A 25,040-nucleotide genomic window follows, 5' to 3' on the forward strand; every position below is an offset into this window, starting at 1 on the left:
ACTGTCGAGGACGCCTCTAATTCCGCAAGGGGCGCAGGAACTCACCCGTGACCTCGACCGCAGGACCCGATGACCCGCCGCCCACGACAAGTGTCGCGAACGCCAGGTCCCCGACGATCCCGGCGAACCAGCCATGCGGGTTCTTGTTGTCGCCGTATTCCGCGGTGCCGGTCTTGCCGCCGAGTCCGGGGATATCACGGAGCGCAGTCGCCGTACCACGAGTGACCGTGTCCCGCATCATGCTTCGGAGCGCTCGGACGACACCATCGGAGATCTGTTGGGGTTCGACGTCTCCCGTCGTTCGTTGCCCTTGAACCAGGGTGGGAACCGCGGTCTCGCCGCGAGCGAGGCTCGCCTCGGCGAGGGCGAGGCCGAAGGGGCTCACGGTCACGGTGCCCTGACCGATACCGTTCTCGACCCGCAACGCGGGGGAGTCGGCCCTGGGCACCGAACCGGTCACGGTTGTCAGGCCGGGGACGGTGAAGTCCGCGCCGATGCCGAATCGCCGCGCCATCGTGGTCAGGGCATCGTCGGAGAGCTTGTTCGCGAGGGCGCCCATCGTCGTGTTGCACGACCGTGCGAACGCGGTGGGCAGTGGCACGGTCCCGAGATCGAAGTCGTCCTCGTTCGGGATGGTCCGGCCTTCGATGGTGGCGCGTCCCGGACAGCGCACCTGCGAACCGACCTGAACCGCATCGGCATCCAGAGCGGCGGCGGTCGTGATGGTCTTGAATGTCGACCCGGGTGGGTACAGGCCGGACAGCGACACCGATCCCGACCTGTCCGCGGCGTCGTTCTGCGCGACGGCGAGAATTCCGCCGGTCGACGGTTCGAGGGCGACGATCATGGCCGGGCGTCGTTCATTGTCGACGGCGAGCTGCGCGCGGGTCTGGATGTCCCGATCGAGGGTGGTACGCACCGGGGGCGTCGCACCGGGCTGCGCCGAGTCCACGAGGTGGGTGGGTGTGCCCTCGGCGTCGACGATCTGGACGGACCAGCCGGCCGTGGCGTCGATGGTCGCACGCCAGATGTCCTCGAGTCCCGACATCGCCGGTGAATGAAGAGCTTTCGTCGCGCTGAGCAGTGCGCCCTGCTCACTGAGCGTGACGCCGGGAATGGCCTTGACGTCGCGCTCGACCCGGACGAGATCGGAGCTGCGAAGTCGGATGACCGTCTGTTGCGGAGCAGTGTTGCCGTCGAAGGACGCGCGGATCCCCGCAGCGGTCATGCCCGGTTCGATGGGCCGGAGTGCACGTGCGAGCGCATCTGCCGAACCGAGTTGCGCGCGTTGCAGATTCACCAGTGTGACAGGCTGCCACGTCATCAGCGGTCGACCGCGGGCGTCGAGAACCGGGGTTCGGTATGCGCGGTCATCGCTGTAGGAGAACGACTCTCCGGCACGGAGTTGCCGGTGGAGCACGGATGGTTGCCACCGAATCCGCCATCCAGAATCTGTCTCGGCGAGAACGACGGAGGTCTGATACGCGACGCTGCGATCGCGGATCTGCCACCGGTGATCGAGGGTGCCACTGACCTCCTTGTCGTCGACGAGGCTGCCGGTGACCGAGAGTTTCGGCGTCTGACCCATGCCGTCGAACATCGCAGCGATCGCCGCGTTCGCCGCGACCGGATCGTCGGTGAGTGCAGCGGCGCCGGAGGGATCACCCTCCTGGAGGGCGGCGGCGAAGGACCGCAGCGCGTCCTCCGGCGACTCCGACGACAGGAAGCAGCCCGACACCGTACCCACGATCACCGCACATGCACTCAGGAGTGCCCACCATCGACGCATGCCCCGAGCCAACCCATCGAAGCCCCGCGATGCCAAGTTTCGGCACGCAATGGGTCGATAGCGGTTCGCTATGGTCGCTGCTGAAACGGTGGTTTGTGATCAGTCGTCGGCGTTCGTAGTTCCGTGACCACCGCGCGGGCGACTTCCCCGATGGCGCGATCGACCTCGGGCAGCGCCATCTCGGACCTCGCGCTCATCGTGAACACCGCAATGGCGACCGGCAGTTCGCCCGGGAACTCGATGACGCCGACTTCGTTGCGGACAGCGACGAGTGTGCCTGTCTTGCCCGCGACGCTGACCCGGCGGAACGGAAAGCCCGATGCCAGTCGCGAGGTGAAGACCTGCTTTCTCATCGTCTGCCGAATGAACTCGCACGACGCGGCGGACGCTGCGCGGTCGGTCCAGATCGCGTCGAGCAGCGTCGTACAGTCTCGGGGCGTCGCGGAGCTGGAGTACGCGGCGTCGTAGGCGCTGACCGACGGGTCGATGTCGGGATCGGCCAGTGCTGCGAAAGCCTCGGCGACGGTGCTCGTGCCCGTCTCCCGCTGCAGGCGCTCGTGCAGTTCGGCGACGCCGCCGACGATGCGGGTGTGCGCCAGGCCGAGTTGGTTCAGGTCTGCGTGGATCCGCGGCAACCCGATGTGGGTGAGGATGACGTCGGCGGCGACATTGTCGGAGACGGTCATCATCGACGTGGCCAGGTCGCGCCAGGTCATGGTCACCGGGTCGGTGAACAGCGCGAGCCCGGTCGGTCCCGGAGCCCACCGCGTGGGCTCGACGGTGATCGATGCGGCGAGGTCGATGTCACCGCGATCTGCCAGGCGGCACAACGAGATCAACACCGCCAGTTTGTACACCGATGCCAGGACGACTGGCGCATCGGCATCGTGGCTGAACTCGACCGGCGTCGGCCCGATCGTCCGTGCATGCACGCAGCCCGAACACCCTGCATCGGCGAAGGTTTCGCGGATGACGCGGTCGAGTTCGGCGCGGACCGGCGCGGGTAGGGACGTCGATGCGCTCACGAGGCCTTGCCCATTCGGTAGAGGGCGGCGGTGACGATTCCTGCCACCTCGCTGAGACCGGGTTCGCGATACACGACGCGTAGGCGTAGCGCCGTGGCGTCCCGGCCGATGGAAAGACAGCGGACGGCGTCGACCGCGGCGAGGACGTCGCGATCGACCGTCAGGGCGAAGGCGTTCCCGGCAGCGACCGCGGCCAGCACCTGGTCGGCTGAGGTCACCGGATACAACCGCGGGTCGAGTCCTGACTCGCGGAACCGATCGATCAGCTGGTCGTGTGCGGGCGGGTTGAACGACCGTGGCGTGTGGCAGAAGTGCAGACCCGCCAGTTGACGCAAGCGGGGCCGGTCGGCGGATGCCGCCGGGTGCGTCGCAGGCACCACCACCGAGCGTTTGACGACGACAACCGGCCCGCTGGTCAAGGATCCGGTGACACAGGGGGCTTCGACGACGGCGAAGTCGAGTGAGCCGGCCGACACCTGTTCGACGAGATTCACTGTCGATGCGCTGACGGCGTCCTGTCCGGACGCCACGCCGGCGATGCGATGTGCGAGGGTGGCTGTGATCGTCGGTCCGATCAGTGACGCAGCGCCCCAACGTAATACCTCGGTGTGCTCGTGTAACCGGCGGGCCTCGCCGATGAATCGTGAAGCGTCGTCGACGAGCAGGCGAGCGCGGGGGAGGAGTTCGCGACCGGCGTCGGTGAGTTCGGCGCCGCGCGTGGTGCGTCGGATGAGCTGGAGCCCCAGCTGTTTCTCCAGGCGACGCAGACCCTGCGACACGGGCGGCTGCGTCATCTCCAGACGGGCAGCGGCCTCACCGAAGTGACCCTCCTCGGCCACGGCGACGAAGAACCGCAAGTGCCTGATCAGATCCACGGGTTCCAGGATGGCATGGTTGGTACGACTGGATCATCCGAGGAGGAAATGCCACGTGGACACGTTCTCAGCCGACGGGCTCACCTTCGAGGTGACCGATCTCGGAGCTGCCGACGACCCGGCGATAGTACTTCTACACGGATTCCCGCAGGACCGTACGGCGTGGAACGAAGTGGGGCAGTCGCTGGCCACATATGGTTTTCGGGTTCTCATCCCGAACCTGCGTGGCTACTCGCCTGAGGCGTGCCCGCGGTCGGTGTCGCGGTACGGGTCGCCGCGGCTCGTTGCCGATGTCATCGCGCTGCTCGACGCCGCGGGCGTGGACCGTGCTCATGTCGTCGGACACGACTGGGGCGGTGCTCTGACGTGGACGATCCGCAGAACTCACCCGCACCGACTGCGTACCGCCACGATCGTGTCGACCCCGCACCCGCAGGCCCTGGCATGGGGAATGCTACGAACAGGACAGGCGGTGCGGAGCTGGTACATGCTCGCGTTGGTGCTGCCTGCGGTACCGGAACATGTGCTGACGCGGCACCTGGCCCGGTTCCTGGAACGGTCCGGCCTCTCCGCGGAACGTGCGAATCATTATCAGCAACGCATGAGGTCGGATGGCGTCGCGCGTGGCGCGGTCAACTGGTATCGACGGATGCTGTTCGAGCGACTGCGGCCGCCGAAGCATCCCCGGCCACCTGCATCGCAACAGCCTGTGCCCACGACGTACATCTACGGTCGGGACGATCCGTTCTTCAGTGTGGACGTGATGCGCAAGACAGCCGATGTCGTTCGCGGGCTGGACGTCCGCGAGATAGCCGGTGGGCACTGGCTACCGGAGTCCGAGCCGGACACATTGACACAGAACATCATTCGACACGTCGCGAGTGTCAGCACCGACTGAGCTGATGGGGTGTGGTCCCGGCCGCCAAGTGTTCATGCGAGATCTATTCTGGGACATATCGGGGGCACGAAATTGGTTCGATTGGTCCGAGTTTGCGATTCAGAAGTGAACCACTGACCGAAACGAGCTCGCATGGACGGAAGGAAGTCTGGGAATCGGGTACGAAAACGGTTGTTGAGCAGTTTTTACGGCAACCGGGGGTGGCGGGACGGTGTTTCTGCAGATGGACATCTGAAGAGGATCGTCCCGGCACATCTACGCACAGCGATCGTCGTTCGGGATCGGTGTTGCGTCAAATACGGTGCACCGCCCTCGCATACGCAGGTCCACCATCTCGTGCACTGGGCTGACGGTGGAGAGACATCCCTGGACAACGGGTGCCTACAGTGCCAGAGGTGTCACACGCAGGTTCACCACAGCGGGTGGGGACGTCGCGATGGGCTTCGACCGACACCCGTGGCTCATTCCGCCTGCCGACATCGACCCCCGACGCCAACCCCTGCCCGCCTACAACCGTCGCACCATGCGACTCGACGACGCGGCCTGACGGGCCGCAGCCTCTGACGTTGGGGCAGTTTGTGCCGCATACCGGACACAACTGCCCCTTCCCAACCCCGACCGCGGCCCGAGAGCCGGGACCGTGCGAGACCTTTCACAATTTCATAGTGACCACCCGCGGTCGCGGCAGCTCCAGCGATCAGTCATGGTTGCTCGCTAGCTACGATCAGTCGGCAACTGTATGGACCTCGGAGATGATCTCCACCGGGGGATGGTTTGTTCGAATGGAGAGCCGCTGCGCTCGTTTCGAGTCTGCGGATAGCGGACACAGGCTTCGGTCAGCGTCGGAGTCGCGACAATTCGACCTGCAAATTTTCACGGGCCGGACGTTCCCAGTGAACGCGGCCGAAGTCCGTCTTGTACAACCAGTCCATTTGCAGGAGGCCATTGAGTATATTCGCTCGACCGGTCCGATAGGCGTCGTCTGTCACGGACGAATACTCATCGCGAACTCTGGAACAGTAGACGGCGTAATCGGCCGGACTACTGGCCAATACCGAAAGGTCCGCGTCGCATAGTGCTGCTCCGTTCAGATCCCGACGCTCGGTGGCATGGCTAGAAGTGACCCGGACAAGTCGGGCCACTTCCGTGGCACACGCTCGACCCTTCAACATCGACTCTGCCAGGAGCGCTGAGTCCTCCTCATTGTCAGACGAGCCGATCGCGTACACCGCATCGTGGAACCATGCCGCCAAAGTAACTGCTTCGTCGTCGAAGTCTGTGCCTGCGGATTGCAGTACACGTAGCGATGCGAGGATTTGACGTAAGTGTTGAACGTCGTGGTATCGACGGTGCGGCTCGCTCCATCGGGTGATGAGAAATTCCCGATCGGGTCTGCTCAGGTAAGGGCAGCCATCGTCAAACATGGAACTCGCCTTTAGGTAGTCGGCGTCGAGCAGTTGACGGCCATCCTTCCGATGGAGTCGTGATGGTCCAGTTGTCTGGAACGCGGCTGAAGTCCATCCAACGACCGTGGCCGAGGTAGAGTGAATATGCCTCCTCGTCTGGGAAGTTGCCCATACGAACGTAAATCGGACTTCCATCCACAGTTCCGACGTACCACGACTCGTCTTGCGGGTCCGCGACGAACTCGACTCGCGTGGCATGTGCCTTGTCGAGGTCCGCGACAGATGATGCGCGTGTTACCACACCTGCTCCTTCACTGTTTAGTCGTCGAAACGCGCGGAGACGACAGTGTCAATCAGTGTCGACCAGGTCGCGAGTTCGGTAGAGGCAGTGGTAGCGGTGCACTGCAGCAGATAGACCACGTTTCCTCGCTGGTATGCCTCGAATTTATTCACCGTGAAAAGCCACGCGCCGTTGTGGCGATAGCTTCCCGCTTGCACAGTTGAGCCCTGCGTCCGGGTGCTGATCGGGAATCGATCTGCGCGCTGTTCCGTCCAGTCGGACAACGCGCGAGCTTCGGCGAACGCGTGATCAAACAGGTCGTTAACGTCTACCGTTGCATCCACTACGCAACGTGTCAGTATCAAGGCGACGTTGTCCTTGAACAGGGGCTCCGCAGGGTTTTCCGCAAAGTAAAGGCCCAGTAGTCCGATGTCCGTGCCCGATGGATCGGCTCGGTAGTTCGCGTCGATCGCAAGCTGCACGTCTCCCGCGAGCGTCCGTGGATCGGTGACGCGTGACTGAACTACCGCCATCCGTTCGAGTCTGTCGTATAGTGTCCAATTCTCGCTCAATCGAACAAGCCGCCAATCTGCTTTCCGAATGTTCCTCCGATTAGTCCGCCGGCAAGGCCGCCGACGACTACCCCAATGCCAACACCGACAGGACCCCCCGCTGCGCCTGCCAACGCACCGTACTCGGCGCCGGCCCATGCCCCACCGACGGCCCCAACGCCACTCCCCGCCGCTTCTGGGACGCTCTCTTCACCTGTCTTGACCTGGTTGTATCCGTCGTAAACCTCGAAAGCCACAGCCGCCGGTAGAGCGATCTTCGCTGCGACCTTCGTAGCTGTCGCACCGACCCGGTCGGGTGTCGATTCTACTGGGCCCGCTCGAGGTGCCCGAGATTCAACGTCCTTCAGGTCTGGCAGAACCGGCTTCTCCGGGTTAACTCCGAGATGCGTGTTCACAGCCTCACGGCTCGTGGACGAGGACCTGATTATGTCTTCCAGTGCCTGCTCGCGGCTCATTCCGTATTTTTGGGCTTTGTGTTCAATGAGCTGTTCCATGGTTTTATTTGGCTCTTTACGAAACAGCTCGGATGCGAGCGCCTGATCGGACATGAGGACTCGGGCTTTGGTGCGGATCTCGTTCCGCAGATCTTGCGCGATCAATGCCCGTTGATCTATCGGCATGTCGGACTTCGCCAATGTGTCATTGAGGGACTTCAACCTCCTCTCGGCCTCCGCGTAGTAATTTCGAGTCTCGGAAATCGTCAGCGATCCATCCGGGTATTGTGGAAGACCCAGCGATGCGATACCGAAGACTCCCGCGTAAGTACCGTCGAATGCTCCCGGTGGTATCTGGTCTGGCCGAATCTCCCCGTCCGCGGCCCTGATGGCGGCGGCTAGGTCATCGTCGACTGCCTCAGCATTAATCAGGAGTTGGTTGATCCGAATTTGCAAAGCCGTCCGGCGTGCCTCTCTATTACCGGAATCTTCGGCAGACATCACAGTCTGCAAGGTCGATATCACCCGGCCGTCGTCTTCGATGCTGAAGCCGTCGGCATACGCGTCACCACGGATCCGGCCGAGGACGTGCTTTATTGTGTCGACCTTATTTGCAGCGGCCCGTGCCGCGGCGGCGATTACTGTGACTTGATTTCCGTGAGCATCGAAGTCCACTCGGGTACGACCTACAGAACGCTTCGCGGCTGCGGCGGCGTCGCCGTCCCAAGTAGAGAAAGTGTCGAGATTCCTCAGGTTGGAGGACTGATAAGTACAGTGTTCGGCCTGGGCTGTACAAACACGAAAGACCTGTTCGATATCAGCTACATTCCACCGGTCGATGTCCGAGATCGAAATCACAGGTTGAGAATCCGGCCCTGGGGTTCAACCGGAGGTGAGTGCTTGTGATCGGCGCCTGCAATCTCGGCACCCAAGATCGTGTCATCGACCTCGTACCGGCGCGCAGCCGCAACAAACCGAGCTGAGTCGTCACCGAGACGAGTGGTGATATTCCGTGCCGACGATTGCAGTGCGCCTAGCTTCTCCTCCAATGCTCGAGCCGAGGCACCCACCCAGCCGGCGTCGGCTGCTTCGCCCACCGTCCGGAATCCGCCATGCAACACGTCGATGGTCTCGTCGTGCCAACCCCCGAGCTGATGACCCCCGTAGCGTAGATCTGCAGGATCAACCGACAGTTTCTCGCTCATGCGACCCCCCAAGATGAGACACGTTCGCGAGTCCGAATAGTTCGGACCCGTAGCGATAGTAGTGGACCGACACTCCCGCGGCGGAAGAGATCATCGCCTGTGGACAAGTTCTGATTCAGATCGTTCGCTGCAGGCGGACGCGCCGCGAGCCCGGTAAGTTCCCAGAAGAAGGCCAGGTGTCGCCAGATCAGCGCAAGAACACCGACGCCGAATCGGCGAGATCGAGCAGCGGTTGGGGGAAGACGCCGAGGGCCACCGTCACGAGAGTGCACAGGGCGATGCCGGACGTCGTCAGCACACTGGGTTTCACCACGTGCGGGGCGCCGGTGGCGGGTACGTCGTCGAAGAACATGGCGACGATGATGCGGATGTAAACGTATGCGGCGATCGCGCTGCTGATGACGCCGATGACCACGAGTACGCCGCCGCCGGAACCGGCTGCTGCGGCGAAGACGTCGAACTTGGCGATGAAGCCACTGGTCAGTGGGATGCCCGCGAACGAGAGCAGATAGACCGCGAACATGGCACCCACAAGCGGATATCGGCGGCCCAGCCCCGACCACTGGGTGAGGTCGGTGGCCTCGCGGCCGGACAGGTGGGGGTTGCGCGGTGTCGGTGTCGCGCCGTGGACGACGGCATTGCGAGCGGAGGTCCGGGTGTCTGTGTCGGGCTCGCGGATCACGGCGACCGTGGCGAACGCGCCGAGAGTGGTGAAGGCGTAGGCGGCGAGGTAGAACAGCGTGGCGCCGAGCCCGGCGTCGTCGAAGGCGATCAGGCCGAGCAGGATGAACCCGGCGTGCGCGATCGACGAGTAAGCCAGCATGCGCTTCACGTCCGTTTGGGTCACCGCCATCACCGAGGCGATCACCATCGAGGCGATCGCCACCGCCCACAGTGCGGGTTCCCACTGCTCGCGGAGTGCGGGGAAGCCGACGTAGAACACACGAAGCAGCGCGCCGAAGGCGGCGACCTTGGTTGCTGCGGCCATGAACGCCGTGACCGGCGTCGGCGCGCCCTGATAGACATCCGGTATCCACGAATGGAACGGCACCGCACCCACTTTGAAGAGCAGGCCGACGGCGAGGAGAGCCAGTCCGATGAGTGCCAGCGTCGTATCTCCGCCGCTGCCGGCGGCCGCCGAGATCGACGCACCGATCGTCGAGAGGTTGAGCGAACCCGTGGCGCCGTACACGAACGCCGAGCCGAACAGGAAGAACGCCGACGAGAACGCACCCAGCAGGAAGTACTTGAGCGAGGCCTCCTGCGAGATGAGGCGCCGCCGCCGCGCGAGTCCGCACAGCAGATACAGCGGGAGCGAGAACACCTCCAGCGCGATGAACATCGTGAGGAGATCACCGCACGCCGGGAACAACATCATCCCGCCCACCGCGAGCAGGGCCAGCGGGAAGACCTCGGTGGTCACCGCACCGGCGCGGGTGGCCTCGAACTCGGCGTCGGTGTTGGGCACCGAGGCTCCCGAGGGGGTGAACATGTCCGCGTCGACCCCACCACCGTTCGGACCGACGCCGGCGGTGCCTGCGCCGGCCGCCGACTCGGCCCCGCCGACCCCGGCGAGTCTGCGCATCGTCACGGGCGCCACGACGCGCTCGAGCCGACGTTCGGCCATGAACCCGACCGCAACGATCGCGATGATCAGCAGCAGTCCTTGCAGATACAGTGCCGGCCGGTCGACGACGACCGCGCCGGACATCGCGAACTCACCGTTCGCGCCATCGTGTGTCTGCGCGACCGCCAGCGTGATCAGCGCAGCGAATGCGACGACCAGTCCGCCGAGCGAGAGAGACAGTTGCATGGGATAGCGCAGGCGTCCCGGCGCGAACGCCTCGACCAGCACCCCGACGACCCCGGCGCCGAACACGATGAGCATCGGTGACAGTGATGCGTACTCGACGCTGGGGGTGTCGATGGCAGCGAGCGTCATCGAGTCTCCGACGAGGGTGTTCGGATTCATCAGTTGCCCTCCGCATCAGGCTCGGCCACAGCCGGTTCGGGCGATTCGACGCCGACGGTGGTGAGCGTTGCCTGCACCGCGGGATCGATCAGATCGATCATCGGTTTCGGGTACACCCCCAGCCCGATGAGCAGGGCGAGGAGCGGTGCGACGACCACCAGCTCGCGTCCCGCCAGGTCCCGCATCGGCGACGAGCGGGCGTCGGGCGTCTTAGGCGGCCCGCCCATCATGCGCTGATAGGTCCAGAGGATGTAGATCGCCGAGAGGACGAGCGCCGAGCAGGCGACCACCGCGGCCACCGGGTATCGGGTGAATGTGCCGATGAGAACCAGGAATTCGCTGATGAAGGGGGCGAGCCCGGGGAGCGAGAGGGTGGCGAGCCCGGCGACCAGGAAGGTGCCCGCGAGGACCGGTGCGACCTTCTGCACCCCTCCGTAGTCGGCGATCAGGGTGCTCCCACGGCGCGACACCAGGAACCCGGCGATGAGGAACAGTGCCGCGGTGGAGATCCCGTGGTTGACCATGTAGAGGGCCGAGCCGGTCTGACCCTGGTCGTTCATCACGAAGATCCCGAGGATGATGAAGCCGAAGTGGGAGATGGATGTGTAGGCGATCAGCCGCATCACGTCGGTCTGGCCGATCGCCAGGATCGCGCCGTAGACGATGCCGACCACGGCGAGTCCGCAGACGAGCGGCGCGAAATACTGTGACGCATCCGGGAACAGCTGCATGCAGAACCGCAGCATCGCGAAGGTCCCGACCTTGTCCATGACAGCCATCATCAGTACCGCCGAGGCGGGAGTGGCTGCGACCGCGGCGTCGGGCAACCACGAGTGCAGCGGCCACAGGGGCGCCTTCACCGCGAATGCGAACAGGAAGCCGAGGAACAGCAGCTTGGCCAGCCCGGTCGAATCGTCGATCTGTCCGCCGGCGACCGCGGCGGCGATGTCCTGCAGCGCGAAGGTCCCGCCACCGTCCGCGCCCACCCCGTCCTGCGCGGTCACCACGTAGAGCCCGACCACCGCGGCCAGCAGGAGGAGGCCGCCGAAGAGGTTGTACAGCAGGAACTTCACCGCCGCGGCCGATCGGTTCGGCCCGGTGCCGAACCCGCCGATCAGGAAGTACATCGGGATGAGCATCGCCTCGAAGAAGATGTAGAACAGCAGCACGTCGAGGGCGACGAAGCTCATCAGCACCATCGCCTCGGTCGCGAGGAACAGTGCCAGATAGATGTGCGGACCCTTCTGCGCGCGACCGCCCGAGCTGTCCAGCGAGCCGACGGATTCCGCATCGCGCCAGCCGGCGACGAGCAGCAGCGGCAGTAGCGCCGCGGTCAGCAGCACCAACACCAGTCCGATGCCGTCGAGACCGAGCGCGTACCGCGTGCCCAGCGCCGGTATCCAGCTGACATCCTCGACGAACTGGTAGCGCTCGCCACCGGGATCGAAACCGATAGCGAGGCCGATCGCCAGGACGAGAACCGCCACGGACATCACGAGAGCGAACCACTTCGCGGCGGTCGCCCGGTGCGCCGGCACCGCCAGGACAAGCGCCGCGCCGACCGCGGGCGCGACCCAGAGGACGGTCAGCCAGGGGATGCTCACAGGACATTCACCGCCATCACCAGGGCCACGATCACCGTGGTGCCCGCGAACATCGACAGGGCATAGGACCGGACATACCCGTTCTGCCAGCCCCGTATTCGACCCGACGCACCGGTCACCGCATCGCCGACGCCGCTGGTGAGTGCGTCGACCCCGTCGGACTCGACCGCGACCAACCCGGAGGTGAGGCGCCGGCCCGGCCGCATCAGCAGCTCTTCGTTGACGGCATCGCCGTACAGATCGCGGCGGGCGGCGACGGTCAGCACGGACACGTCCTCGGGTGCGGTCACCGGCACCGCACGGGTCGCGTACTGACGGTAGGCGACGGCAACGCCGGCGGCGACCACGACGAGGATGATCGCGGTCATCGCCCACACCGGGATGAGGTGGTGCGCGGTGTGTTCTCCGACAACGGGTTCGAGCCACGTCTCCAGCGATCCGCCGATGGCCAGGAGGCCGCCTGATGCGACGGAGCCGAGCGCGATCAGGATCATCGGACCGGTCATCACCCGCGGCGACTCGTGCGGATGCGGTACCGGCGCGTCGGTGCCGTCGTGCCAGCGCCTGTCGCCGAAGAAGGTCAGCAGCATGACCCGGGTCATGTAGAACGCGGTGATCCCGGCGCCGAGAAGTGCGGCGCCACCGAGGATCAGCCCCTTGGCGCCACCGGCTCCGAACGCCGCCTCGATGATGTGATCCTTCGAGTAGAAGCCGGCGAACGGCGGTACGCCGATGATGGCGAGATAGCCGACACCGAAGGTGGCGAACGTGATCGGCATCAGGGTGCGCAGGCCACCGTAGCGGCGCATGTCGGTCTCGTCGTTCATCCCGTGCATCACCGAACCTGCGCCCAGGAACAGCCCCGCCTTGAAGAAGCCGTGGGTCAGCAGGTGCATGATGGCGAACGCGTAACCGGCCGGCCCGAGCCCGGCGGCCAGGACCATGTACCCGATCTGGCTCATCGTCGACGCGGCCAGCGCCTTCTTGATGTCGTCTTTCGCGCAACCGATGACCGCGCCGAACAGCAGGGTGACCGCGCCGACGACCACGACCCCTGCCTGGGCGGCGGGGGCGAGGTCGAAGATCGGGCCCGAGCGGACGATGAGATAGACGCCCGCGGTCACCATGGTCGCGGCGTGGATCAGGGCCGACACCGGTGTCGGGCCCTCCATCGCGTCGCCCAGCCAGGACTGCAGCGGTACCTGCGCCGATTTGCCGCACGCGGCGAGGAGCAGCACGAAACCCAGTGCGGTGAGCGTGGTCTCGCCCGCCTGCGAGGCGCCGTCGAAGACGGCGGTGAAGGACACCGATCCGAACGTGGCGAACATGATCATCAGCCCGACGGCCAGCCCGATGTCGCCGACCCGGTTCACGACGAACGCCTTCTTCGCGGCGGTCGCCGCCGACGGCTTGTACTGCCAGAAGCCGATCAGCAGGTAAGACGCGAGCCCGACGCCTTCCCAGCCGAGATACAGACCCAGGTAGTTGTCGGCGAGGACGAGCACCAGCATGGCCGCGAGGAACAGATTGAGGTAGGCGAAGAATCGACGACGATCGGGATCATGCTGCATGTAGCCGATCGAATAGACATGGATGAGTGAACCGACGCCGGTGATCAGCAGGACGAAGCACATCGACAACTGGTCGAGGCGCAACCCGAAGTCGACCTGCAGCTCGCCAACCGGTACCCAACTGAAGAGGACGTCCGACACGGCGCGGTCGTCGGCGGAACGGGACACCATGCCGGTGAACATGATCAGCACGACCGCGAACGACGCGATCGCCAGACCCGTACCGAGCAGGTGCCCCCACCGGTCGGTCGCGCGTCCGCCGAGGAGCAGGATCGCGGCACCCACGAGCGGCAGTGCGGGGATCGACCAGAGCAGTGACGCAGTGAGTTCGGCGTTCACCAATCCTCCTCTACCGCTTCAGCAGATCCGCGTCGTCGACCGACGCCGACCGGCGCGATCGGAAGATGGTCATGATGATCGCCAGCCCGACCACCACTTCCGCCGCGGCGACGACCATCGTGAAGAAGGCGATCACCTGGCCGTCGAACGACTGGTTCATCCGGGCGAAGGTGACGAAGGCGAGGTTGGCCGCGTTGAGCATCAGCTCGATGCACATGAAGACGATGATCGCGTTGCGTCGCAGCAGTACTCCGGCGGCGCCGATGGTGAACAGCAGCGCCGCGAGGTAGAGGTAGTTCTCCGGGTTCACCGGCCACCCCCCGGCTCCTCGGGTGTGTGGGCGCGAAGTGTCCGCGCGGCCAGGATGGCGTTCACCGACAAGTCCGACGGGGAGCCGTCGGGCAGGCGTGCCGGCACGTCGACTGCATTGTGTCGCGCGTAGACGCCAGGTGTCGGCAGCGGGGTCAGGTTCACCCCACTGCGGAACCGCGCCTGCGACAGTTCCTTCTGGGTGAGCCGCGGTCCGAAGCGTTCCCGGTGCGCCAGCACCATGGCGCCCAGCGTGGCGGCGATGAGGAGCGCGCCGGTGAGCTCGAAGGCCCACAGGTAGCGGACGAAGATCAGCTCGGCGATGGCCTCGACGGCGTCGTCGCTGCCGGCGGCCATCGCGTCGGGGGCGGTGGCCCCGGTGACGACTCCGACGGTGGCGCTGCCGATCCCGGCGATCAGCAGAACCCCGAAGCCGAGTCCGATCAACGCGGCGGAGACCCGCTGACCGCGCAACGTCTCGCGCAACGAGTCCGACGAGTCGACGCCGATCAGCATGATGACGAACAGGAACAGCATCATCACCGCGCCGGTGTAGACCACCACCTGCACCACACCCAGGAACAGTGCCCCCTGCGCGACGTAGAAGACCGCGAGCACGATCATCGTGGTGGCCAGGAAGATCGCCGAATAGACGGCTTTGGTGGCGAAGACGACGCCCAGAGCGCCTGCGACGGCGACGGTTCCGAGAACCCAGAACTGGATCGCCTCACCGGTTGAGGTGCGAACCGCCTCGTCGGCGAGCCACAGGGTGTCCGCGGCGGTCATGGTTGCGTCTCCCGGTGACCCCGGACCGTCGGAACCGGCAGGTCCACACGGCCGTCGGCACTCACCTCACCCCGGTAGTAGTTCTCCTCGGTGGAGCCCGGTGCCATCGCATGCGGCGGCGCCTCGACGCCGGGTTCCAGCGGAGCGAGCAGACGGTCCTTCTCGTAGATGAGGTCGGCGCGATTGTCGTCGGCGAGCTCATAGTCGTTGGTCATCGTCAGCGCTCGCGTGGGGCACGCCTCGATGCACAGCCCGCAACCGATGCACCGCAAGTAGTTGATCTGGTAGACGCGGCCGTACCGTTCGCCAGGTGAGTAGCGCTCCTCGGAGGTGTTGTCGGCGCCCTCGACATAGATCGCATCCGCCGGACAGGCCCAGGCGCACAGCTCGCACCCGATGCACTTCTCCAGGCCGTCGGGATGCCGGTTCAACTGGTGGCGGCCGTGGTATCGCGCGGCGGTGGGTCGCTTCTCCTCTGGATACTGCTCGGTGATCGTCGGCTGGAACATGCCGCCGAAGGTGACACGCAAACCGCTCACGGGTTTCAGGAAGTCAGGCATCGGTGGTCTCCCTGTTCGCTGTCGGATCGGTGACGGGTGTGCCCGGCTCGGATGTGGTCCCCGGTTGGATCACCTGACCGGGCATCGGCGGAACGGGGAATCCGCCTGCCATCGGGTCGAACTCGTCGGGTGCGGCCGGGTCTCCGGACTCATCCGCCGCATCAGGGGTGTCGGGAATCCTCATCAGCCGCAAGACCGCGTAGGCGATCAGACCCGTGACCACGAGCCCGGCTCCCGCGGACACGAGTGCCCGGGTGAGGTCGGCGTCCTCACCGGCGAACGCGGCCCGGATGATCGCGACGACCATCACCCAGGTGAGAGAGATGGGGATCAGGACCTTCCAGCCCAGGTTCATGAACTGGTCGTACCGCAAGCGCGGCAGGCTGGTTCGCAGCCAGATGAACACGAACAGGAACACCCACACCTTCAGCGTGAACCAGAGCACGGGCCACCAACCGGAGTTGGCCCAGTCGAAGGCGCTCACCGGCCACGGCGCCTGCCAACCGCCGAGGAACAGCGTGGTGGCGAGCGCGGAGACGGTGACCATGTTGATGTACTCGGCGAGCATGAACATCGCGAACTTCAACGACGAGTACTCGGTGTGGAACCCGCCGACCAGCTCGCCCTCGGCCTCGGGCAGATCGAAGGGTGCCCGGTTGGTCTCACCGACCATCGAGATGGCGTAGATGACGAACGAGGGCAGGAGCAGCAGTACATACCAGTGGTGCTCCTGCGCGGCAACGATTCCCGATGTCGACATGGTCGCGGCGTCGAGGAACACCGCGGCGAAGGTGAGTCCCATGGCGATCTCGTAGGAGATGACCTGGGCCGTCGACCGGAGGCCACCGAGCAGTGGATACGTGGAGCCCGACGACCAGCCGGCCAGCACGATCCCGTAGACGCCCACCGATGTCACGGCCAGGACGTACAGGACCCCGACCGGGAGGTCGGTGAGCTGCAACGGTGTCTGGTGACCGAACACCGACACCATCGGCCCGAACGGGATGACCGCGAAGGCCATCACCGCCGGAACGACCGCGATGATCGGCGCCAGCAGGTAGATCACCTTGTCGACGCCGGTGGGGATGATCCCTTCCTTGAGTGCGAGCTTGACCCCGTCGGCAAGGCTCTGCAGGATTCCCTTGGGGCCGACCCGGTTCGGACCGATCCGGGTCTGCATGCGGGCCATGATCTTTCGTTCCAGCAGTATCGCGACGAGCGGATTGACGACGAGGAACGCGAACACCGCCACCGCCTTGGCGACGACGAGCCAGATCGGATCGAGCCCGAAGTCGTCGAGGGTGGGGTAGTCGACGGCGAGTGTCACGGGGCGCCCCCTGCGGTGTCGTCTGTGATGTCGACCGGTGCTGGAGCGGGCGCGAGGGCGACGAGATCCCCCTCCTGCGCGCGGAGCGCCGCGTGGACGTGCGAGCCGGGTGAGAACAGCGGGAGCCAGACCACCCGGTCGGGCATGTCGGTGATCTCCACCGGAAGGGTGATGGCGCCGTCGGCGGTGCTGACGCGGAGACGGCCACCCGCCGCGACACCGGCTTCGGCTGCGGTGGAGCGCGCCAGCCGAGCCGCCGGCGGGCGGGCGGTACCGGCGAGGTACGGCTCCCCGTCTTGCATCCGTCCCTCGTCGAGCAGCATGTGCCATCCGGCCAGGACCGCCTGGCCGGCGGCCGGAGTGCGCTGCGGCATGTCGACGGCGTCGACGGCGGGCCGCCGGCCCGACCACCCACCGATCCGTCGCAGGTCGATGTGGATGGTCGCCACATCGCCACATCGGAGGTCGACACCCATCTGCCGGGCGATCGCGTCGAGGATGCGGTGGTCGGACAGATGGCCGGAATCCTTCAGGGCGGTGGTGAAGCTCCGCGGGCGGCCCTCCCAGTCGACGAACGTGCCCTCTTTCTCGGCGACGACGGCGGTCGGGAACACCACGTCCGCGGATCGCGTGACGGCGCTGTGGCGTTGCTCGAGGCTGACGACGAACGGGGCGGCGGCGAGCGCCTCGGTCGCCGCGGTGGGGTCGGGGAGGTCGTCGATGTCCACACCGGCGATCAGCAGCGAGAGTCCGTGGTAGCGCGCGGAATCGATCATCCCGGCGGTGTCTCGGCCGGGCCGTGGGTCGAGGTCGGTGCCCCAGACGTCGGCCACCGGCGTACGGGCGGCGTCGTCGTCGAGCGGGCGCCCTCCGGGCAGGAGTCCCGGCAGGGCTCCCGCCTCGAGTGCGCCCCGTTCGCCCGCGCGTCGCGGGATCCACGCCAGTCGGGCGCCGGTGCGCTCGGCCAGCTGCGTGGCCGCGAGCAGCGCACCGGGCCGGGTGGCGAGCCGTTCGCCGACGACGATGACCGAACCGGGTGGCTCGAGGTGGGTGAGCACCGCCTCCGACCGCAGCATCCGGGCCTCGTCACCCGGCACGGTCGGGAAGAGCGTGGCGTCGAGTTTGGTTGCGCCCCGGCTCGCGAACGGGGCGAGCGTCGCGACGCGCTGACCCGAGGTGCGGACCGCGCGCCGGAGACGCAGGAAGACGATCGGGGACTCCTCCTCGGGTTCGAACCCGAGGAGCAGCACTGCGGGCGCGCTCGACAGGTCCTCGTAGGTGGTCTCGAGTCCGCGCCCGGCGACGCGGGCGGCGAGGAAGGCGGCCTCCTCGGCGCTGTGGCTGCGGGCGCGGAAGTCGACGTCGTTCGTGCGCAACACGGTCCGCGCGAATCGTGAGTACGCGTAGGCGTCCTCGACGGTCAGCCGGCCGCCGGTGAGAACACCGGTGTTGCCCAGCGATCGGGACAACCCCTCGCTCGCGACGCGCACCGCGTGCGCCCAGGACACCTCACGCAGTTCGCCGTGCCGGTCCCGGACGAGTGGAGCGGTGATCCGCTCCGCCGACGACGCGTACGCGAACGCCCAGCGTCCCTTGTCGCAGTTCCACTCCGAGTTGACCTCGGGGTCGTCGCCGGCGAGCCGTCGCAGGACCTTGCCGCGGCGGTGATCGGTGCGCTGGGCGCAGCCACTGGCGCAGTGCTCGCACACGCTCGGCGTCGACACCAGGTCGAAAGGACGTGCGCGGAACCGGTACTGCGCGCCCGTCAGCGCACCCACCGGGCAGATCTGGACGGTGTTCCCGGAGAAGTAGGAGTCGAACGGCTCGTCGGCGTAGATGCTGACCTGTTGCAGCGCACCGCGATCCGCGAGCTCGATGAGCGGATCACCCGCGACCTGCGTGGAGAATCGGGTGCAGCGGGCACACAGCACGCACCGCTCCCGGTCGAGCAGGACCTCCGACGACAGCGGGACCGGCTTGGTGAAGGTCCGCTTGACGCCGTCGAACCTGGACTCCGCGCGCCCGGCCGACATCGCCTGGTTCTGCAGGGGGCACTCGCCGCCCTTGTCGCACACCGGACAGTCCAGGGGGTGATTGATCAGGAGGAGCTCCATCACCCCGCGCTGGGCTCCCGCCGCGATCTCGGAACTGAGCTGTGTCCGCACGACCATCCCCTCGGTGGCCACGGTCGTGCACGACGCGAGCGGCTTCCGCTGTCCCTCGACCTCGACGAGGCATTGCCGGCAGGCGCCGACCGGTTCCAGGAGCGGGTGGTCGCAGAACCGCGGGATCGTGATCCCGATCTGCTCGGCCGCACGGATGACCAAGGTGCCCTTGGGAACCCGGACAGCACGGTCGTCGATCGTGATGCCCACCAGGTTGTCTGTCTCGGTCGCCGGACCGCTGCCGTGAACCAGTGTCATCGGACGCCTCCCGACCAGACGGTCGACCGTGAGTGATCGAACGGGCACCCGTGGTCGAGGTGAGCCAGATACTCGTCGCGGAAGTACTCCAACGACGACACGATCGGGCTGCCCGCGCCGTCCCCGAGAGCGCAGAACGACTTGCCGACGACGCTGTTGGTGACGTCGGCGAGGGTGTCGAGGTCCGCGGCGGTCCCGCCCTCGTGCTCGAGACGACGGAGCAGTTGCACCAGCCAGTACGTACCTTCGCGGCACGGGGTGCATTTCCCGCAGGACTCGTGTTCGTAGAACTCCGTCCACCGCAGAACAGCGCCGACCACACACGTCGTCTCGTCGAAGATCTGCAGGGCCTTGGTGCCGAGCATCGACCCGGCCGCGGCGACGCCCTCGTAGTCGAGCGGGACGTCGAGGTGCTCCGGCGTCAGCATCGGCGTCGACGACCCGCCCGGCGTCCAGAACTTCAGCTCGTGACCGGCGCGCACCCCGCCGGCGCGATCGAGCAGTTCCCGTAGCGAGATTCCCAGCGGCGCTTCGTACTGTCCGGGACGGGTCACATGGCCCGACAGCGAGTAGAGGGTGAACCCGGGCGACTTCTCGGTGCCCATGGATCGGAACCAGTCGACGCCGTTACGGACGATCGACGGGACACTCGCGATCGACTCCACGTTGTTCACGACCGTCGGACTCGCATACAGCCCGGCGACCGCCGGGAAGGGCGGGCGCAGGCGGGGCTGTCCCCGTCGGCCCTCGAGCGAATCGAGCAGTGCGGTTTCCTCGCCGCAGATGTAGGCACCCGCGCCGGCGTGGACGACCAGTTCGAGGTCGAAGCCCGAACCCAGGATGTCGGCGCCGAGATAACCAGCGGCGTAGGCCTCGTCGACGGCGGTGCGCAATCGCCGGAGAACCGAGGCGACTTCGCCGCGTACGTAGATGAACGCGTGGTGAGCCCGGATGGCATGGGCCGCGATGATCACGCCCTCCACGAGGGTGTGCGGTGAGGCGAGCATCAGCGGCATGTCCTTGCAGGTGCCGGGCTCGGACTCGTCGGCGTTGACCACGAGATAGTGCGGGATGGTCTCGTCGCCCTGGGGGATGAACGACCACTTCATGCCCACCGGGAAGCCGGCACCGCCGCGGCCGCGGAGTCCGGCGGCCTTGACCATCTCGATGATGTCGTCGGGCGGAGTCCGCAACGCGGTCGACAACGCGCGATAGCCGTTGTGGCGTCGGTAATTGTCGAGGGTCCAGGATTCCGGCTCGCTCCAGTGGCGGGACAGGACCGGGGCCTCCGGAGGTTCGGGCTCGGGGTCGGGTGCTGCACTCGTCGGCTGCTCGGCCGGGGCCGGCGCGACCACCCCGGCAAGGTCCCGTTCGGTCTCTCGGAACGATCGCACCGGACCGGTTCCGCGAGCCGGGGTGACCTCGACGCCGGCACGGAGGTCCTCGATCAGCTCGATGGTCGACTCCGGGGTCTGGTCGTCGAAGAACTCCCAGTTGACCATCACCACCGGCGCGAAATCGCAGGCCGCGTTGCACTCGACGTGTTCGACGGTGATGCGGTGGTCGGCTGTGGTGTCCCCGGGTTCGACGCCGAGGTGGTCGCAGACCGAGCGCAGGATCTCGTCGCCGCCGAGGGTCGCGCAGAGGGTGTTGGTGCAGACGCCGACCAGGTACTCGCCGGTGGGTGTGCGCCGGTACATCGAGTAGAAGGTGGCGACCGAGGCCACCTGTGCGGGCGTCAGATCCAGTAGCGCGGCGCAGAACTCGATGCCGGCGCGCGTGAGGCGGCCGTCCTGGGACTGGACCAGGTGCAGCAGCGGCAGCAGCGCCGATCGAGCCTGCGGGTAGCGGGCCACGATCGGCCGGGCCTGTGTGGCGAGGTGCTCGGCGACCTCGACCGGGTAGTCCGTCGGGCCGTCGAAGACGATGGGTGGGACCGGGGTGGCGTGCGCCGGCGCCGATCCCTCCGGCGGCGGTGCGGTGCTCAGGTCCACGAACACGGGATCGGTCATCGGTCCACGCCTCCCATCACGGGGTCGATGCTGGCCACCGCCGTGATGACGTCGGCGACCATCCCGCCTTCGCACATCGCGGCGACCGCTTGCAGATTCGTGAACGACGGGTCGCGGAAGTGGACGCGGTACGGACGGGTGCCGCCGTCGCTGACCATGTGGACGCCGAGTTCGCCCCGCGGTGATTCGACGGCGATGTAACACTGGCCGGCCGGGACGCGCATGCCCTCGGTGACCAGTTTGAAGTGGTGGATGAGAGCCTCCATGGAGGTCCCCATGATCCGCGCGATGTGCTCGGGCGAATTGCCCAGTCCATCCGGCCCCAGCGCGAGGTCGGCAGGCCAGGCGAGTTTGCGGTCGGCGACCATCACCGGCCCCGGACGCAGGCGTTCCAGGCACTGTTCGACGATGCGGATCGATTCACGCATCTCCCGGACGCGGATCAGGTAGCGGCCGTACGAATCGCACGTGTCCTCGGTGATGACGTCGAACTCGTAGTCCTCGTAACCGCAGTATGGTTCGGCTCGGCGTAGGTCGTGCGGATACCCGGCCGACCGCAACACCGGGCCGGTGATCCCGAGTGCCATGCAGCCGGTGAGATCCAGGTAACCGACGCCCTGGGTCCTCGCCTTCCAGATGTAGTTGTCGGTCAGCAGATCTCCGAGTTCGTCCAGGCGGCCGGGGAGTTGTCGGATCACCTCGGCGACACGTTCGACACCATCCGCCGGGAGGTCCTGTGCGACACCCCCGGGCCGGATGTAGGCGTGGTTCATCCGGAGGCCGGTGATGAGTTCGAACAGGTCGAGGATCATCTCCCGTTCGCGGAATCCGAGGAACATCGCCGTGACGGCACCGAGTTCCATTCCGCCGGTGGCCAATGCGACGAGGTGGCTGGAGATGCGGTTGAGTTCCATCAGCATGACCCGGATGACGGTGGCACGCTCCGGGATGTCGTCGGTGATGCCGAGGAGTTTCTCGACGCCGAGGCAGTAGGCGGTCTCGTTGAAGAACGGCGACAGGTAGTCCATCCGCGTGACGAACGTGACGCCCTGAGTCCAGTTGCGGTACTCCAGGTTTTTCTCGATCCCGGTGTGCAGGTATCCGATTCCGCAGCGGGCCTCGGTGACGGTCTCGCCCTCGATCTCGAGGATCAGACGCAGGACCCCGTGTGTCGACGGGTGTTGCGGACCCATGTTGACGACGATGCGTTCGTCACCGGGTTGTTGTTCGGCGCGGGTGCGGACGTCGGACACGATCGAGTCCCAGTCCTGCCCGGACACGGTGTAGGTGCGTGTGTGGGTGTCGGTCATCAGTTGTACGACCTCCTCCGGTTGGGCGGGTCGATGCGGGTTCCCTTGTATTCCACGGGGACTCCGCCGAGCGGGTAGTCCTTCCGCTGGGGATGCCCCTCCCAGTCGTCGGGCATCTCGATCCTGGTCAGAGATCGATGGCCGTCGAAGACGATGCCGAAGAAGTCGTAGGTCTCGCGTTCGTGCCAGTCGTTGGTCGGGTAGATGTCACAGATGCTCGGGATGTGCGGATCGGCGTCCGGAGCCGCGACCTCGAGCCGCACTCGTCGACCGTGCGTGAGCGATGCGAGGGGATAGACGGCGTGGAGTTCCCGGTCCGCATCGCCGGGGTAGTGGACACCGCTGACCCCCAGGCAGAGTTCGAAGCGCAGGGCGGGCGCATTGCGAAGAGCCAATGCAACGGCCGGGAGATGCCGGCGCACAACGTGGATGGTCATCTCGTCGCGAAATACCACGACCTTCTCGATCGCGTCGTCGTGACGATCGCCCAGTTCGTCTCGCAGGCGATCGGCGATCTCGTCGAAGTAGCCGCCGTACGGACGGGACGAGCTGGGCGGCAGCGTGACCGGCCGGACCAGCCCGCCGTATCCCGACGTGTCGCCGGTTCCGGGCGGGCCGAACAGGCCGTGCCGGACGCCGATCTGTTCGGAATCGGGGGGCGGAGGCGCCGGATTCTCGGGATCCTGGTGGCCTGCGGGCGTCGTCATCGGAGCAACCCCTTGAGCTCGATCGTCGGGGTGGCCTGGAGGGCTGCGCGTTCGGCCGCCCAGATGGCCTCCTCGCGGTTGACCCCGAGCGGCATCTCCTGGATCTTCTCGTGCAGTTTCAGAATCGCGTGCAGCAGCATCTCCGGACGCGGCGGGCAGCCCGGCAGATAGATGTCGACGGGGACCACGTGGTCGACGCCCTGGACGATCGCGTAGTTGTTGAACATCCCGCCCGACGACGCGCAGACCCCCATGGCGAGAACCCATTTGGGTTCCGGCATCTGATCGTAGATCTGCCGCAGGACGGGTGCCATCTTCTGGCTGACCCGGCCGGCGACGATCATGAGGTCGGCCTGACGTGGCGATGCCCGGAACGCCTCCATGCCGAAGCGTGCGAGGTCATAGCGCCCCGACGTGGTGGCCATCATCTCGATGGCGCAGCAGGCGAGCCCGAATGTCGCCGGCCACAGCGAGCCCTTGCGCATGAAGCCCGCCAGATCCTCGACGGTGCTCAGCAGGAATCCGCTGGGGAGTTTCTCCTCGAGTCCCATGGGTGACCTCCTTGCCGGTGTCGGATCGTGCGAAAAGCTCTCAGTCCCAACTCAGTCCGCCGCGGCGCCATTCGTAGGCGTACGCGACGGACACGTTGACGATGAACAAGAGCATGGCCATGAGGCCGAACCACCCGAGTGAGTCGAAGGCAACGGCCCACGGGTAGAGGAACACGATCTCGATGTCGAAGATGATGAAGAGCATCGCGGTGAGGTAGTACTTGACCGGCACGCGCTGGACCGAACCGGTCGCCACGGCGCCGCCCGCGGTGCGTCGCGTCGGGTAGAGCAGGCTCTGTTCGACCGGCTCGATGCCGCATTCGTAGGGCTCGAGTTTGGCGCGGTTGTACCGTTTCGGACCGATCGCGATGCCGATGAAGACGCTGAAAACGGCAAACGCCACGCCGATTGCCCCGAGGATCATGATCGGGACGTAGGCGTTCAAAGCGCGGACCCCTCCTCGCTTGTGGCGACCGGAGTGCACCTGTTCGGTGCGGCCGGCCCGGGTGTTCGTCCTATCCGCGCCGGCTGCCGATCTGGTCCGCCAGTACGAATGTGAGCTGCAACACAAGCCTAGGTGAGTGTGTGGCGCGAGTCACTGTTTTCTAGAGTTCGGCGTTTCCGACCATCTCGACGAACGCACGGGGCAGGGCGATCGGATCGACCGGCAGCACGGACACGGCGTCGGCGCGCGACCAGTCCGCCAGCCACCGGTCGTCGGCGCGTCCGAGGAGGACGAGCACCGGCGGGCTGGGATCGAGTTCGTCCTTCATCTGCTTGGCCAGGCCCATGCCGCCGGCCGGGGTGGCCTCGCCGTCGGCGATCACGGCGTCGATGACACCGGCGTCGAGCTGCGCGAACACCATTGGGGCCGTGGCGACCTCGATGTAGCTGACGGGCGGGATCCCGGGGTCCGGGCGGCTGCCGATCGCGCCGATGACCTGGGCGCGGGTCTGCGCGTCGTCGGAATAGACCAGCACTCGCAGGGCCCGCGCAGACTGGGAGTGGGTCACGGTTGCGATGCTACAACCCGACACGCTCGCGATCTGTGGAAAACGTGCGCGCTATGTGCACATGTCCGCCAC

At 66.2% G+C, this 25,040-nt stretch carries 21 protein-coding genes and 1 pseudogene; 2 read left to right on the top strand and 20 right to left on the bottom strand.

What is annotated here, in order from left to right; genetic code table 11:
• Positions 1–16: 16 nt before the first annotated feature.
• The 3 genes from AC3B6C_RS09515 to AC3B6C_RS09525 all read right to left on the bottom strand — a co-directional run bounded on the left by AC3B6C_RS09515 (position 17) and on the right by AC3B6C_RS09525 (position 3,689).
• On the bottom strand, positions 17–1,789 hold the full coding sequence (locus AC3B6C_RS09515) for a penicillin-binding transpeptidase domain-containing protein (protein WP_488375828.1): 1,773 nt from the start codon (positions 1,787–1,789) through the stop codon (positions 17–19).
• Positions 1,790–1,857: 68 nt separating this feature from the next.
• Entirely contained in the window at positions 1,858–2,814 is a 957-nt protein-coding gene (locus AC3B6C_RS09520; protein ID WP_488375829.1) for a serine hydrolase, read from the bottom strand.
• A complete protein-coding gene (locus tag AC3B6C_RS09525; RefSeq protein WP_014925067.1) occupies positions 2,811–3,689 on the bottom strand; it encodes a LysR family transcriptional regulator in 879 nt (292 codons plus the stop codon). Before AC3B6C_RS09525 ends, AC3B6C_RS09520 begins: the two co-directional genes overlap by 4 nt.
• A 55-nt stretch (positions 3,690–3,744) precedes the next feature.
• Here AC3B6C_RS09525 and AC3B6C_RS09530 point away from each other — a divergent pair, with 55 nt between their 5' ends.
• Both AC3B6C_RS09530 and AC3B6C_RS09535 read left to right on the top strand, forming a co-directional pair.
• Positions 3,745–4,587, top strand: coding sequence for an alpha/beta fold hydrolase (locus AC3B6C_RS09530; RefSeq protein WP_488375830.1), 843 nt, complete (start codon positions 3,745–3,747; stop codon positions 4,585–4,587).
• 225 nt (positions 4,588–4,812) lie between these two features.
• A pseudogene (locus AC3B6C_RS09535) lies at positions 4,813–5,134 on the top strand (HNH endonuclease); the annotation flags it as partial.
• A 1,177-nt stretch (positions 5,135–6,311) separates the two neighbouring features.
• On the opposite strand, the gene AC3B6C_RS09540 reads toward AC3B6C_RS09535, so the two are convergent.
• The 17 genes from AC3B6C_RS09540 to AC3B6C_RS09620 form a co-directional block, all read right to left on the bottom strand.
• Complete coding sequence (locus AC3B6C_RS09540; RefSeq protein ID WP_488375831.1) at positions 6,312–6,806, bottom strand: LpqN/LpqT family lipoprotein; 495 nt, start codon at positions 6,804–6,806, stop codon at positions 6,312–6,314.
• A gap of 35 nt (positions 6,807–6,841) precedes the next feature.
• Complete coding sequence (locus AC3B6C_RS09545) at positions 6,842–8,137, bottom strand: phage head morphogenesis protein (protein WP_488375832.1); 1,296 nt, start codon at positions 8,135–8,137, stop codon at positions 6,842–6,844.
• A complete protein-coding gene (locus tag AC3B6C_RS09550) occupies positions 8,134–8,484 on the bottom strand; it encodes a hypothetical protein (RefSeq protein ID WP_488375833.1) in 351 nt (116 codons plus the stop codon). The genes AC3B6C_RS09545 and AC3B6C_RS09550 overlap by 4 nt, the downstream gene beginning before the upstream one ends.
• 187 nt (positions 8,485–8,671) lie before the next feature.
• Positions 8,672–10,456: an NADH-quinone oxidoreductase subunit NuoN gene (nuoN, locus tag AC3B6C_RS09555; protein WP_488375834.1), complete on the bottom strand. Its 1,785-nt coding sequence runs from the start codon at positions 10,454–10,456 to the stop codon at positions 8,672–8,674.
• Positions 10,456–12,060, bottom strand: a complete 1,605-nt coding sequence (locus AC3B6C_RS09560; protein WP_488375835.1) for an NADH-quinone oxidoreductase subunit M — start codon at positions 12,058–12,060, stop codon at positions 10,456–10,458. The genes nuoN and AC3B6C_RS09560 overlap by 1 nt, the downstream gene beginning before the upstream one ends.
• Entirely contained in the window at positions 12,057–13,970 is a 1,914-nt protein-coding gene (gene nuoL, locus AC3B6C_RS09565; RefSeq protein ID WP_488375836.1) for an NADH-quinone oxidoreductase subunit L, read from the bottom strand. The genes AC3B6C_RS09560 and nuoL overlap by 4 nt, the downstream gene beginning before the upstream one ends.
• Before the next feature lie 10 nt (positions 13,971–13,980).
• Positions 13,981–14,280: an NADH-quinone oxidoreductase subunit NuoK gene (nuoK, locus tag AC3B6C_RS09570; RefSeq protein WP_010844718.1), complete on the bottom strand. Its 300-nt coding sequence runs from the start codon at positions 14,278–14,280 to the stop codon at positions 13,981–13,983.
• On the bottom strand, positions 14,277–15,065 hold the full coding sequence (locus AC3B6C_RS09575) for an NADH-quinone oxidoreductase subunit J (RefSeq protein WP_010844717.1): 789 nt from the start codon (positions 15,063–15,065) through the stop codon (positions 14,277–14,279). Before AC3B6C_RS09575 ends, nuoK begins: the two co-directional genes overlap by 4 nt.
• A complete protein-coding gene (gene nuoI, locus AC3B6C_RS09580) occupies positions 15,062–15,625 on the bottom strand; it encodes an NADH-quinone oxidoreductase subunit NuoI (protein ID WP_055476067.1) in 564 nt (187 codons plus the stop codon). The genes AC3B6C_RS09575 and nuoI overlap by 4 nt, the downstream gene beginning before the upstream one ends.
• The gene (gene nuoH / locus AC3B6C_RS09585; protein WP_010844715.1) at positions 15,618–16,952 is read right to left on the bottom strand and encodes an NADH-quinone oxidoreductase subunit NuoH; all 1,335 of its coding nucleotides are present in this window, start codon (positions 16,950–16,952) and stop codon (positions 15,618–15,620) included. Before nuoH ends, nuoI begins: the two co-directional genes overlap by 8 nt.
• Positions 16,949–19,375 (bottom strand): NADH-quinone oxidoreductase subunit G, encoded by a 2,427-nt coding sequence (locus AC3B6C_RS09590; protein WP_488375838.1) that lies wholly within the window; start codon positions 19,373–19,375, stop codon positions 16,949–16,951. The genes nuoH and AC3B6C_RS09590 overlap by 4 nt, the downstream gene beginning before the upstream one ends.
• The gene (gene nuoF, locus AC3B6C_RS09595; protein WP_488375839.1) at positions 19,372–21,387 is read right to left on the bottom strand and encodes an NADH-quinone oxidoreductase subunit NuoF; all 2,016 of its coding nucleotides are present in this window, start codon (positions 21,385–21,387) and stop codon (positions 19,372–19,374) included. The genes AC3B6C_RS09590 and nuoF overlap by 4 nt, the downstream gene beginning before the upstream one ends.
• Positions 21,384–22,697: an NADH dehydrogenase (quinone) subunit D gene (nuoD, locus tag AC3B6C_RS09600; RefSeq protein ID WP_010844712.1), complete on the bottom strand. Its 1,314-nt coding sequence runs from the start codon at positions 22,695–22,697 to the stop codon at positions 21,384–21,386. Before nuoD ends, nuoF begins: the two co-directional genes overlap by 4 nt.
• On the bottom strand, positions 22,697–23,404 hold the full coding sequence (locus AC3B6C_RS09605; RefSeq protein ID WP_488375841.1) for an NADH-quinone oxidoreductase subunit C: 708 nt from the start codon (positions 23,402–23,404) through the stop codon (positions 22,697–22,699). Before AC3B6C_RS09605 ends, nuoD begins: the two co-directional genes overlap by 1 nt.
• Complete coding sequence (locus tag AC3B6C_RS09610; RefSeq protein ID WP_010844710.1) at positions 23,401–23,955, bottom strand: NuoB/complex I 20 kDa subunit family protein; 555 nt, start codon at positions 23,953–23,955, stop codon at positions 23,401–23,403. The genes AC3B6C_RS09605 and AC3B6C_RS09610 overlap by 4 nt, the downstream gene beginning before the upstream one ends.
• A 40-nt stretch (positions 23,956–23,995) precedes the next feature.
• Positions 23,996–24,400, bottom strand: a complete 405-nt coding sequence (locus AC3B6C_RS09615) for an NADH-quinone oxidoreductase subunit A (RefSeq protein ID WP_010844709.1) — start codon at positions 24,398–24,400, stop codon at positions 23,996–23,998.
• A gap of 160 nt (positions 24,401–24,560) precedes the next feature.
• Positions 24,561–24,968 carry a hypothetical protein gene (locus AC3B6C_RS09620; protein WP_014925076.1) on the bottom strand — a complete coding sequence of 136 codons (408 nt, stop codon included), beginning with the start codon at positions 24,966–24,968 and terminating at the stop codon, positions 24,561–24,563.
• Between the last annotated feature and the right edge of the window lie 72 nt (positions 24,969–25,040).

The sequence above is a fragment of the Gordonia sp. 11cp genome, from assembly GCF_057767225.1.

Coding starts and splice junctions, on each gene's coding strand:
- AC3B6C_RS09515 (WP_488375828.1), bottom strand. CDS start 1,789: ATGCGTCGATGGTGGGCACTCCTGAGTGCATGTGCGGTGATCGTGGGT.
- AC3B6C_RS09540 (WP_488375831.1), bottom strand. CDS start 6,806: ATGGCGGTAGTTCAGTCACGCGTCACCGATCCACGGACGCTCGCGGGA.
- AC3B6C_RS09550 (WP_488375833.1), bottom strand. CDS start 8,484: ATGAGCGAGAAACTGTCGGTTGATCCTGCAGATCTACGCTACGGGGGT.
- nuoN (WP_488375834.1), bottom strand. CDS start 10,456: ATGAATCCGAACACCCTCGTCGGAGACTCGATGACGCTCGCTGCCATC.
- AC3B6C_RS09575 (WP_010844717.1), bottom strand. CDS start 15,065: ATGACCGCCGCGGACACCCTGTGGCTCGCCGACGAGGCGGTTCGCACC.
- nuoI (WP_055476067.1), bottom strand. CDS start 15,625: ATGCCTGACTTCCTGAAACCCGTGAGCGGTTTGCGTGTCACCTTCGGC.
- AC3B6C_RS09590 (WP_488375838.1), bottom strand. CDS start 19,375: ATGACACTGGTTCACGGCAGCGGTCCGGCGACCGAGACAGACAACCTG.
- nuoF (WP_488375839.1), bottom strand. CDS start 21,387: ATGACCGATCCCGTGTTCGTGGACCTGAGCACCGCACCGCCGCCGGAG.
- nuoD (WP_010844712.1), bottom strand. CDS start 22,697: ATGACCGACACCCACACACGCACCTACACCGTGTCCGGGCAGGACTGG.
- AC3B6C_RS09605 (WP_488375841.1), bottom strand. CDS start 23,404: ATGACGACGCCCGCAGGCCACCAGGATCCCGAGAATCCGGCGCCTCCG.
- AC3B6C_RS09610 (WP_010844710.1), bottom strand. CDS start 23,955: ATGGGACTCGAGGAGAAACTCCCCAGCGGATTCCTGCTGAGCACCGTC.